The organism is Candidatus Endomicrobiellum pyrsonymphae, from assembly GCF_020328025.1.
Lineage (GTDB): Bacteria > Elusimicrobiota > Endomicrobiia > Endomicrobiales > Endomicrobiaceae > Endomicrobiellum > Endomicrobiellum pyrsonymphae.
The window spans coordinates 16,108-27,973 of record NZ_JAIXMZ010000007.1 but is presented as its reverse complement, the minus strand read 5'-3'; the positions used below and the strand labels follow the sequence as shown (position 1 = coordinate 27,973).

13 protein-coding genes are annotated in these 11,866 nt (G+C 33.6%); 6 read left to right on the top strand and 7 right to left on the bottom strand.

Features of this window, described 5'->3' with window-relative positions:
- Nucleotides 1-1,012, top strand: a 1,012-nt coding sequence (locus tag LE180_RS01505) for a hypothetical protein (protein WP_374133726.1), incomplete at its 5' end; no start/stop codon positions are given.
- A gap of 353 nt (nucleotides 1,013-1,365) precedes the next feature.
- On the opposite strand, the gene LE180_RS01500 is transcribed toward LE180_RS01505, so the two are convergent.
- Nucleotides 1,366-1,500: a hypothetical protein gene (locus LE180_RS01500; RefSeq protein ID WP_374133725.1), complete on the bottom strand. Its 135-nt coding sequence runs from the start codon at nucleotides 1,498-1,500 to the stop codon at nucleotides 1,366-1,368.
- Nucleotides 1,501-1,971: 471 nt separating this feature from the next.
- Here LE180_RS01500 and LE180_RS01495 point away from each other — a divergent pair, with 471 nt between their 5' ends.
- Nucleotides 1,972-2,151, top strand: coding sequence for a hypothetical protein (locus LE180_RS01495; RefSeq protein WP_374133724.1), 180 nt, complete (start codon nucleotides 1,972-1,974; stop codon nucleotides 2,149-2,151).
- 758 nt (nucleotides 2,152-2,909) lie between these two features.
- Here LE180_RS01495 and LE180_RS01490 read toward each other — a convergent pair.
- Nucleotides 2,910-4,127, bottom strand: a complete 1,218-nt coding sequence (locus tag LE180_RS01490) for a carbohydrate porin (protein WP_374133723.1) — start codon at nucleotides 4,125-4,127, stop codon at nucleotides 2,910-2,912.
- A gap of 398 nt (nucleotides 4,128-4,525) precedes the next feature.
- On the opposite strand from LE180_RS01490, the gene mnmG reads away from it, so the two are divergent.
- From mnmG to rsmG, 4 genes are all read left to right on the top strand, one after another.
- Nucleotides 4,526-6,322 carry a tRNA uridine-5-carboxymethylaminomethyl(34) synthesis enzyme MnmG gene (gene mnmG, locus LE180_RS01485; RefSeq protein ID WP_374133722.1) on the top strand — a complete coding sequence of 599 codons (1,797 nt, stop codon included), beginning with the start codon at nucleotides 4,526-4,528 and terminating at the stop codon, nucleotides 6,320-6,322.
- The gene (locus LE180_RS01480; RefSeq protein ID WP_374133721.1) at nucleotides 6,303-7,094 is read left to right on the top strand and encodes an EFR1 family ferrodoxin; all 792 of its coding nucleotides are present in this window, start codon (nucleotides 6,303-6,305) and stop codon (nucleotides 7,092-7,094) included. Before mnmG ends, LE180_RS01480 begins: the two co-directional genes overlap by 20 nt.
- Nucleotides 7,095-7,157: 63 nt before the next feature.
- Nucleotides 7,158-7,355 (top strand): SemiSWEET family sugar transporter, encoded by a 198-nt coding sequence (locus LE180_RS01475; protein ID WP_374133720.1) that lies wholly within the window; start codon nucleotides 7,158-7,160, stop codon nucleotides 7,353-7,355.
- Nucleotides 7,356-7,362: 7 nt separating this feature from the next.
- On the top strand, nucleotides 7,363-8,127 hold the full coding sequence (rsmG, locus tag LE180_RS01470) for a 16S rRNA (guanine(527)-N(7))-methyltransferase RsmG (protein WP_374133719.1): 765 nt from the start codon (nucleotides 7,363-7,365) through the stop codon (nucleotides 8,125-8,127).
- Between the two features lie 42 nt (nucleotides 8,128-8,169).
- Here rsmG and LE180_RS01465 read toward each other — a convergent pair whose 3' ends face one another.
- From LE180_RS01465 to LE180_RS01445, 5 genes are all read right to left on the bottom strand, one after another.
- Nucleotides 8,170-8,760 (bottom strand): RloB domain-containing protein, encoded by a 591-nt coding sequence (locus LE180_RS01465; RefSeq protein WP_374133718.1) that lies wholly within the window; start codon nucleotides 8,758-8,760, stop codon nucleotides 8,170-8,172.
- 9 nt (nucleotides 8,761-8,769) lie between these two features.
- Entirely contained in the window at nucleotides 8,770-9,219 is a 450-nt protein-coding gene (locus LE180_RS01460) for an ATP/GTP-binding protein (RefSeq protein ID WP_374133729.1), read from the bottom strand.
- Nucleotides 9,220-9,230: 11 nt separating this feature from the next.
- Nucleotides 9,231-9,752, bottom strand: a complete 522-nt coding sequence (locus tag LE180_RS01455) for a hypothetical protein (RefSeq protein ID WP_374133717.1) — start codon at nucleotides 9,750-9,752, stop codon at nucleotides 9,231-9,233.
- Nucleotides 9,753-9,792: 40 nt separating this feature from the next.
- Nucleotides 9,793-10,095 (bottom strand): DUF5675 family protein, encoded by a 303-nt coding sequence (locus LE180_RS01450; protein ID WP_374133716.1) that lies wholly within the window; start codon nucleotides 10,093-10,095, stop codon nucleotides 9,793-9,795.
- Nucleotides 10,096-10,435: 340 nt separating this feature from the next.
- Complete coding sequence (locus tag LE180_RS01445; protein WP_374133715.1) at nucleotides 10,436-11,650, bottom strand: dicarboxylate/amino acid:cation symporter; 1,215 nt, start codon at nucleotides 11,648-11,650, stop codon at nucleotides 10,436-10,438.
- Nucleotides 11,651-11,866 lie beyond the last annotated feature (216 nt).

Genomic DNA, 11,866 nt, shown 5'->3' with positions numbered 1-11,866 from the left:
TCAGATGACGAAACAAACTGATTTACTAAAGACGCAACTACTAAGGCGACATTTAGAGCTATCGCCTCAGACATGGAATCAAATAAAGCAGGGACTGCCAGCAGATGACGTGATCAGAATGGAAGCGGAGCAACAAGTAAATGAACAGAAATGTATAGAAAAGGCAAATGACATTCTTGATTCGTCGTCATTTGAGCAGGCAGAGAGTTTAATACATTCTAATATGAGGGCAGATGAGCGAAGAGCGCTGGAGCGACAACTGAATGAGCGAAAACAACAACAAGAACAACAACAACAACAACAGCAACTACTAAAACAACGAAAAGAAGAAGCGACAAATAAATACTACTCTGAAACACCATTAATATTAATAACAGTACCACCACCACAATCACCAAACATACCATTAATGGAAAAGATAAAAGCGCTAGACATACCATCAATAGAACAGGCAAACGCGCTAGAAGAAGTGCAGGCGACGATAAAAGAAATAATTAGAATGTCTAAAGAGCTGGGAGCGAAAAATGAGAGGCTACTGGCAAATCACACAACAATAGGGATTATAAAAAAATGGTCAAGAGATATATCGCAAACATTTGATAGTCGGGCAAACCAAGCATATAATGTGATAGAAGAGGAATGGATAAAACCTGAGAAGGACATTATGGAGAAGGTGTGGATGACAACACTATACAAATCAACAAGCGAGAGAAGTAATAAGCAAATAGAGAAGGCGATTAGAGAAGCAACACTAGCAAAGAAGGCTGAGGAAACGCTACCACCGAATTTGAAGGATATGGTGAAGAAGTATGTATCAGCAAAAATGAAAGCGACAAGACTACTAGCACTTAGGAACATAGGTTATGATTGGGACAAAGAAGGAATTAGGCTTGAACCAGAAACTCGAAAGCTAAAAATACATGAGATGATAGCATTAAGGATGATAATGTTTGATCTAGAAAAAAGAGAGCTTAATAACAAGGTAGAAATTATAGTAGAAGAAGTGTCTTAACACCTCAACCTAATTAAACCTGATAAAATAAAAAGTAACTCTCGGCGATACTCACGCAAAAGAAAATCCTGCCAATCAGGCTGAATTTTAGCATTAATAGCAACTCTACAATCATGTATCGCTTTGATACCTTAACAGTCGTATCTTCTATTATTGATTATTGTTTAGAGAATGTTGCGAGTTGTTGCGTAAATTTATCAAGTTGGAACTTTTCTGTTTGTAATCTGTAGAAGCGCTACCATAATAATGTCCTTAAATCAATATTTTCAGTATGCTGTGGCATAATTCTGAATAATTTTGTGTCCCGCAAGTAGCTTTAATCCGTCCCGCCAACCGTGTAATGACTGTCTGTTTTAGGATAGTTCTTCATATCCATAAGTTCTAATCGCTTTTACAAATCTCTCTATTTGATACTTAGGTATGCCTGTTCTCATTGATATTTCTTTTCTGTTTAATATCCCCAAATGTAACCTAAAATACAAAATCAATCGTTCTGTTTCGTTGTACCTTTGAAACTCTATAGCTTTAAAATCGTTCCATTCGTTAAAACTTCTTCGCTGTGAAATTGTTTTAAAAATATCTCTTTTTTCTTTGCAAATCTTGTTTCTTAAAAATCTCTCGTAAATTTACTGCATCTGCCAACGGCTTTTATATTTTTTAATTTACAAAAAATTACAATGTCAACAAAGACTTAAAAGCATAAAAATCTGTGTCCGATAATATATATTATGTTAAGTACAATTGATTGTTGACAAATTATAAACAGTAAAGTTAATTGTTATGTTTTATAAAATTTATACGTATAATTATAAATAATTTTATTTATAATCATATATAACTTTAATAGTTGTTAATTATCATTCACAAAACCGTAGCAAAAGAAAAGTTATCGAATTTATTTAGAGCCGGGTGAAGCGGCAATTACTCAAAGTTGCGAACTTGTTACAACTGTTTTAGATGTGGTCAAAAACATAAAAGATATCGCTATTGTTGATGCGTCTATTGAGTTGCATATGTTGGATTTGTTGATATACAAAATACCTGCTAAAATTAATGCCAAAACTGGAAAAAATGAATACATAATTAATGGTCTTAAAATGCCTTCCATCTTGCAAACAGACTTAAAGTTGGTTCCATAAATACGTTTGGGATATACGATGGTTAAGAAGAATTTGATTCAATGGTCTTAAAATGCCTTTCATTGTTGTTAAGGGACTTGATGGAAAAGTGAAAATTGTAAAGAAGTTTTTGTATAATGACTTTTTAAATGATTTGTCACGAATAATGACTTTTTAAATGATTTGTCACGAATATGGAATTTTATCTATAGGCAGGGCAGGCAAAATACAAAGGCAATAAACATTATTTTAATACTCGGATAAAGTAATTAGACATTTTTTTACTCCGTTATTAAGTTAATTTTCTAATGATTTGTCACGAATATGGAGTTTTATCTATAGGCAGGGTAGGCAAAATACAAATCCCTTAGGCAGCAAAAACCCATTAGATTAAATTAGATTAGATTATCTCCCCCTTAAAATTCAAAAGAATCAGAAGGTAAATTGAGTTCTTATTTCTATAGGCATGGTAGGCAAAATACAAAGGCAACAAACATTATTTTAATACTCGGATAAAGTAATTAGACATTTTTTTGCTCTGTTATTAAGTTAATTTTCTATAACTGCAATATCACTTGCAAGTATATATTATCAAAATCGATTCCCTTAGGCAGCAAAAACCCATTAGATTAGATTAAATTAGATTAGATTATCTCCCTTAAAATTCAAAAGAATCAGAAGATAAATTGAGTTCTTATTTCTATAGTTGCAATATCGCTTGCAAGTATATTATCAAAATCGATTCTCTTAGGCAACAAAAACCCAAAAATTCAAAAGAATCAGAAGGTAAATTGAGTTCTTATTCCATAAACGAATATATTATCGTCCGTAACATCGTTTCCGCCTTTAGGACTTGCAAGATATTGCGCAGTTGGAATAAGAGTAATACGCTCGTTTACTACAAATTTGTAATATAATTCTATCTGTATTTCAGCGTCATCTTTATAGTCCTTATTTTCTTCATCTATTTTTGTCATGACTTTCACTTTATGTTTTCTATAATCCGAAGAACCGTATATCTGTCCGATTGCAAAACCTACAACATCATTTGCTCTAGACCATGATGAGCCTTTCATCTGAGATCCAATATTCCATGCCATGGAGAGAGGGTGAACCGTGGAGAGAACAGTATCTGCATCTTCGCTAACCAGCCGCAGACCTGTTCCAACAGATGGATCTTTGTACGAAAACCTGCCAAATATTCCAATTTCTTTATTTATTTCTTTATCTGCGCTTATACCAACGCCATAGATTCCAGATTTTTCGTTAATATTTTTAGATGAGGAATAGTCTTCTTTGTTGTTTAACCAAGCATACACTTTATAATTATCTTTTTGGGAAGGCTTATAAATGGCTTGCAGGATACCAACACCTTTTATATCAAAATAATCAAGATTTGTGTTTGTAAAATAAGCGCAGGAAATATCAAGTTCATCAAGCGCCGCGTAATTCAGTCTTAATGCAAGACGTGGAGGCGCTTTATCAATTACTTTGTCTCCCGAAAAAGTACCCGTTATAAACTCTTTTGCATATTTATTATTGGTAAAATATGATTTGAAGTTCAATTTTCCAACATTTGCCGTAAGTTTATTACCTAGAAAAGATTGCTCATAAGACAACTCATTAATCTTTGCAAAAACATCATTTGCAGAGTCTATGGTGTGGTCAGAATCTGAATTTACTTGCGCGTATGTTTGTAATGACCGATCTAGCCCACGACCTCTGCCGACTTTAAATTTGGCAATAATTTTTCCGTTATTTTCGAACTCTTTTGTAAGCTTTACAGAAGTCGTATATATTGCATCGTTTAGACTATTGTTGTTTTCTTTTGTACTGTTTGCTTTGGGCGTTCCTTGCATAACAACTGCGCCGTCCAATACAGTTTTAATTCCAAATTGTTCTGTTATACTGCCTGCCTCTGCTGCAAATAATTTGGATGTTGCGCTCAATAACACAAATGCGCTGACCATTAAGACCGTCATCATTTTCTTTTTCATTGTTCCTCCTGTAGTCTATAAATTAAGAAGTAACCGTAAACCAAATTTTTGATAATAAAAACAAAATTGCAACAATCATGCTTCTTAGTTCGCCAATTGTACCAAGTTAAAATTTTTAATTTACAACCCGACGAACTTAAGTTACCAATGCAACAGTAGAACTAAAAACCTCCTGAGGTGTAAGATAATTTAGACATTTTCTTGGTCCGCTCTGTTAAGTCAATTTTCTGTAATTGAAACATAGTCTCCAAATGTATGCTATCAAAATTAGCGGCTTTTGGCAAAGCGCTCTATAAATTTTACTTTTAAAGTTTAAATAAATGTGAAAAATTTGTTTTTTAAGAAACAAAAAGATAAAATCTAAGTTGTTAATGATTTTTTTGATAGGAATACCTAGTATGGAAAGAAAATATCAAGTAATTGTTGTTGGCGCAGGACACGCCGGTTGCGAAGCCTCGTTGGCATGCGCAAGAATGGGACTTAAAACGCTTATAATTACATTAAATATTGACTCTATAGCGAGAATGCCATGCAATCCGGCTGTAGGCGGGATTGCAAAAGGACAAATGGTAAGAGAAATAGACGCAATAGGCGGCGAAATGGGATGGGTGGCAGATCATGCCGGATTGCAATTTAAAGTTTTAAACAGCTCAAGAGGTCCTGCGGTATGGTCGCCGAGGGTCCAGTGCGACAAAGAACTTTATTCTGTTTTGATGTCAAAATCTCTGCAAAGCCAACAAAATCTTGAAATATTGCAGTCTGAAGTCACGTCTTTGGTAGTCAAAAACGGTAAGATATGCGGTGTAAAAGTTCTTACCGGCGAAATAATGAACGCAGATGCCGTAGTGGTAACCACAGGAACATTTCTAAACGGAACCATACATCTTGGTAGAGCGCATTTTGACGGCGGAAGATTTAATGAAAGACCTGCTTCTTACCTTTCAAAATCTCTTTCAGAAGACTGTGGGTTAGCGCTTGGCAGATTTAAAACAACTACAACGCCTAGAATCAATTCGCTTTCCATAGATTACTCAAAAATGACAGAACAACCGGGAGACAAAGAACCGAGACCATTTTCTCATTTTACTGAAATTGAATCATGGAGAAAAAATCTAAAACAACTTTCATGCTGGCTTACTTATACAAATCCAGACACGCACAAAATAGTCGGCGATAATTTATATCTTTCTTCAATAGGTATAGGTAAAGTAAACAGTAAAAGTCCAAGATACTGTCCTGCTATAGAAGAAAAAATAGAAAGATATCCTGAAAAAACAAGCCATCACATATTTGTTGAGCCTGAAGGATACAACACAAACGAAGTGTATTTAAATGGTCTTTATACCGGTCTCCCTTTTGATATACAACAACAAATGATAAACTCAATTGCAGGTCTAGAAAATGCAAAAGTTATAAGATATGGATACGCCATAGAGTATGATTATTCAAGTCCTTTACAAATAAAAAAATCTTTAGAAACCAAAACTGTTGAAAATCTTTTCTTAGGCGGACAAATAAATGGAACTACAGGTTACGAAGAAGCAGCATCGCAGGGTTTTGTGGCAGGCGTAAATGCAGGACTTAAAATTTTGGGAAGGGACCCTCTTATACTTAGAAGAAATGAATCTTACATTGGAGTACTTATAGACGATATAACTACAAAGGGTATGGATGAACCCTATAGAATGTTTACTTCTAGAGCGGAATACAGACTTTCAATAAGAAATGATAACGCAGATTTAAGACTTATGGATATTGGATATTCAATAGGTCTTATATCAGACAAGGCATACAAAAAATTTGAACTATACAGAAGTACATTGACGGACATATACAAAGGCGAAACAGAAAATTTGCCAAGTGACGAGGAATTATCTCCATGGTCCCTCGAAAAAGCAAACGAAGAAGTTTCAATCCATAAAAAATATGAAGGATATATTGAAATTCAAGACAAGATGGCAAACAGAATAAAGAAAAAAGAAGATTGCAGAATTCCTGAAGATTTTGATTACACTAAAGTTGACTCTTTCTCCGCAGAAACAAAGCAAAGATTCATGGAAGTTCGTCCTCAAACTATAGGGCAAGCATCAAGAATACGCGCAATTAAACCGTCTGACATTGCAATACTCACTATTTATCTTGAAAAACAAAAAAAAGAAAGGAAACAGAAAAACGATGAAAATAAAAACAGTTGATATTTTCTTCTTTACAGGTACGGGCAACACGCTTCTTGCCGCAAAAAAAATTGCAGACACGCTTGAAAGTAATAATTGCGTTGTCACTATTAATGATATGGCAAAAACTAATCCTCAAAAAATAAATTTATCAAATGTAATCGGGATAGGTTTTCCTGTGATTTGTTGGAACACATTCCCGATAGTAAAAAAATTTATAGATACTCTGCCGCAAGTAAATGGCACTGAAATTTTCATATTTACAACCATGGGAGATTCTTCCCTTAATGCGGCTGCAAATTTTGGAGATATTCTTAAGAACAAAGGTTATACGTTAATAGGAACTTGCGGTTTCTTAATGCCTAATAATTTTATAACCGTGCGAAAAGAAGAAAAAAATATATTAAAAAGAGAAAGAGCATATTTCAAAATGGAAAAATATGCAAAAGGTCTTGCCGATGGTACGACAAAGGCAGGCAAAACAAATTTATTTTTTAAAATGTGTTTTGCAGTATCAGGATTTATTACAGATAGATGGAATGGGAATTTGTTTCAGAGGATTGTTAAATTCCGCGTAGTTGATAGTAAATGTTCAAAATGCGGACTTTGCGTTAGGATATGTCCTGTTCAAAATATTTCAATAAAAAATAATTATCCTGTTTTTAACGGCAAGAAATGCCAAATATGTATGAGATGTATATCCTACTGTCCACAACGCGCTATCAAGTCTTTTTTAATCAATAAAACGTATAGGGCGCTAAATGACGAGGAAATAAAAAAATGGTTTTTTTAGAAATTCTTGGATTTGTTACAGGATTTTTTCTATGGCAACGTACGTTCCGCAAGTTTACAAAACATGGAAAAAACAAAGTCAGCTAGAAGCGTTTCGATGCTTATGTTTCTTATTTGCGTCATGGGCAATGCGTCGTGGATAGCGTATGGCTTGGCGCTTAACAAACCTGCAATTTATATAACGACTATAGTTATATTTATCCTCGCATCTTTTCAAATTATTCTAAAGATAAAATACGACATGCAAAATAAGGATTCTTAAAATAAACATGGAAAACGAAATATTATTTGACGAATTTCAAGATTATGTCACAAAAAATATTATTCCTTTTTTCTCAGGAGATACACGCAAAAGATTCAAAATATATTTTCACGAACTTATCAAGTGGAATAAGATGTTTAATCTTATCTCGTATAAAAATAAAGCAGATTTAATATACAGACATTTTTGCGACTCTCTTTACAGCGCTAAGGTCATAAGCGATATTGTAAATAGAAAAACTTCTTCTCTTTTAAGAGTTAGAGTTGCGGATATTGGAACCGGTTCTGGAATGCCCGGCATACCTGTAAAAATTGCGCTTCCAGATATTCAACTTACGCTAGTTGAATCAATAACAAAAAAATGTAAGTTTCTTGAAAATGTAAATGATAAACTTGGATTTGACACAGAAATACTAAACAAGCGGGTTGAAGAGCTTGGGCAGTTACCATCGTATAGACAGCAGTACGATTTTGTTTTGTCGAGAGCTGTAAGTAAATTTTCCCCTAACTTGGAAATTTCAATTCCGTTATTAAAAGTGGGAGGATATTTTATAGTCCACAAAACAAAAAACTCCGTAGAAAGCGCGGACGAAGGTCTTCCTTCCGTAGAAAATGCTCTAAAACATTTAGGCGCAAAACTTGAGAAAATAATTTCTTATAATCTGCCTAACCAAGAATTGAATTATTGTATTTTGGTTTTTAAAAAATACAAGGACACCCCTATGCAATTCCCTCGCAAAACCGGCATCCCGGAAAAAAACCCATTAAAATGAACGAAACTATAGCTTCGCCATCTAAAGAGCGAGATTACAATCTTAATTGTTTATAATATTATATAATTCATTCGCAAAATCGTTCTGCAATTCTTTTTGTAAATCTTTATTATTTGTAAAAAGATTATTAAGGGTTTTTGCCGAGATTTCAAAACCATTCGGTAACGAACCCTTATTATATCCTTCAATAACTTTCTTAATCAATGGCATATAGTCCTCACTGTGTAATGGATTCTTAAAATGATCTTTATTTTCGCACAATTTACGATAATTTGAAACTTTATCTTTTGGATAATGTAATATAAAGAAATCTTCAAAATTAAAAATATTAAAACAAAAATTTGGGACACCATCAGGTTTTTTGTTATATTTGTCCATATTCTTCCGTTCATTTCTTTTATATATATCTCTGTCCACCCATATCCACATGCGAAACCCATGTTTATTATTTTTTTTAAATTCTTTATATTTTTTCACAACAGCAGCATAACTCCCATTGTCTGCTTGTTTGGATACTAAGTTAATGCTTATATTTTTTTCTCTAAAGTATTTATTTAGTTCTTGTATATACGCGACCTCACTTTTGCCTTCGCAAATGATGATGATAATATATCCGCTATTTAAGTTACTCATACATATCCGTTAAATATATGGAAAAGATATCCCTTTAAAAACGCCTTGCAAATACAATTTTCTAAGATCAGTTGTGTTGCGAATGTTTTTAAATTCAGGAGAATCTTTGAAGTCAGAAATCCTTCTTATCGTTGATCCTTCATTAAGATTTTTGTTCACAGTAGCTACTTCTGAAAATCTCAAGATATCCGCTTCTAAAATATCAGTACAATGAGTTGTAAAAACCAACTGAGCATTTTTTGTGTTATAATCTTTATCTTTAAAAATCTCTATGATTTTTGCAAAAACAATAGGATGTATAGATATATCTATTTCATCAATAATCAATACTTTCCCATCATCTAAAACCTCCAAGATTTTATACATTAAACCAAATAAAACTTTCGTTCCATTAGACTCATCGTTAAAGAAATCAAAATCAACTTCATTATTGTTAGTATCTTTGTGGCATGAGTCAATCGTATTAAAGACTATGGCACGTTCTTGAGCAATGTGCCCAAGTTTTTTCTGATTTGGTTCACATCTAATCTGCCTAGATAATCAAGTGTTCCTTTTGGTATTTTTTGTTCAGGGATTTTTTCTGGGATAAGTTGAATTTTTGAAATATCTATATCAAATTTTCTAATAAAGACAGATGCTTCCTCAACAAACGTATTGTTTTCAATAAAGCTACCATTACCATTTGAACCGAAAACAGATATGTTATTAACTATTTCTTTATAAATATTTGGAATGTCGGCATTTAATCCTGGATATTGCTTAGCTATTATTGGCAAAAAAACTTTTTTCTGGGCATAATTATTATTACTATCAGAATCTTTTTTTTGTTCAGAACATTCTGTACTTAAAATAACAGCAATTCTATTATTGTCGTATTCCTCAGTTGAAATATTTTTAAGATTGTGTTGATGGGTAGAATTATCTATCTCGTAAACTATGTCTTTGTTTCCTTTACAAAGAGTTTTTTTTATTTCGTTATTATCGTATTCCACAAAATGTATATATTTGTCTTTACCAATAAAAAACCCTATTTCAAAAATAGTAGTGAAGTATGCAGTCTTGAGTATCTTTTGAAGTACTCACCCTATGGATACGCACACCTGTAAAACCAGCCACATTTAGAAGCAATGGCAAGTCTCTGTTAAACCTGTTGCTGTGGTTCACTATTACTTTATATTTTCCCGTAGGTATAAGCATTTGTGTCGATTTACTCGGCTCTATATTGTCTTCAACAATATTGTTATGCTCGTTATACCCGCTAAACTTGAGTCTGCCGATAGTATAATTGTCCCTAAAGGCAACTCTCTTTAAAAATAACTCTAAGTCTTGTTTCATAAATATAATTCCTATCTTTCTTGCGAATATGAACAAAAGTTGTGTTTTAGTTCGATTGTTGTGACTGGGTGGTTTCTCGCCTAGTATAACGTCAGCTAACCATCTCGCGCTCGTTTCCAATCTCGTGTGCCTTATTCGTCGCACGGTAGCCCACTCGTCCATCTCTCCATCTAAAATTTGTATATGGTAACAAAATCTATGATATTCTTGACTCTTATTGTGAAATTATCTACATGCCAGCAATCTGTTCCGGATCGCTAGCTGCCATTTCCCTACAGATATTTCCTATCTTTAAAACTATACTTAGTTCACAGGATTTAGCGGTTGTTAAAGCTGAAAATTATTCATCCTTAAGTTCTTTGTCAACAACCATAGTAACACATGAATCTGACCAGACATTAAGCACTGTTTCCTCCATATCTATCAGATTGTAAAACGGTAAAATGACGCCCATTAACGGTATAGGAATATTCATTGCCGACATTAAATTTACACTCATGAAGAAACACCCCATAGGAACACCGGCATTCCCTATAGCGGCAAGCGTTGCTATCAATATCCAACTTACAACTGTAAATGAAGTAATCTCAACCCCATAGTTCTGCATCACATATATACATGTTGTGAATATAAAAGCAGCGCAACCATTCATATTAATAGTTGTGCACAAAGGCAAAACAAACCTACTTATTTTAGGATTTATATTAAGATTTTTCTCTATCGTATCCATCGTCACCGGTAATGTCGCGTTTGATGATTTGGAAAAAAATGCGACCGACAACGCTGGAGACATGGCTTTAAACGCTTTTAAAGGATTAAATTTTTTGTATGCTAACCACAAAGGCAAGACAATAATTCCCTGCGCTGCATTTGCAAGGAGTATAACTAAGAGGTAACTTCCCAAACCCATAATATTTAATCCATTTTTAAATTCTAAAACGCTCACTACGGCAAATCCAAACAATCCTATTGGCATAACTTTCACTATAAATTTTGTTATCGTAAAAAAAATGTCATGGATCCCTTTAAAAAATGAGACAACCGTATTCTTCGCAACTGTCTCGTTTATGAACCGAATTGAAATTCCAATGATAGCGCTTATTAACAAAACGCTTAAAACGTTGTTTTCTAGGAAAGATTTCAATACGTTGTCTGGAATAATCCCCAACAAATACCTTGAATAAGTACCAGGCATCGTAACGTTTTGAACATGGATGTCTGGAGTCACAGTAATATTATTTGGTCGCACGATAAGATACAACATTGCCGCTACGGATGTAGCAAACACTGTTGTTATTGTTGTGTAGAACCAGCTTTTTTTAAGTACTTTTATCATAGATTTGTCGGAATCATAGCTTGAAAGCGCAACTATAACAGACAAAGAAACTATCGGTACGCTAATAAATTTCAAAATTCTAACAAAAATCTCAGCGCAGTATTGCCCAATCTGTTCTAACAATGCTATTCCTGACATTCCACAAACAATACCTAAAAATATTGCAATCAAATAAAACCAACTACTTTTTAGCAGTTTGTTGCTGCGACCGTTATACATAAATCTAACCTCTAATTGATTCTGGTGCGTCTTATTTTGCTATGCTACCATGCATAAATCAACCGTTTCACAAATAATCACCATGCCTTTACAAGTCTCCCTGTAAAAGCGTATTTCGTTAATCGTCATTACCTTAAAAATTGACCTAAGTAATTTAAAAAACGAGAATCCAAATGTTGCAAAGCTGAAAACTATTTCTCGGTTAGTTCTTTGTCA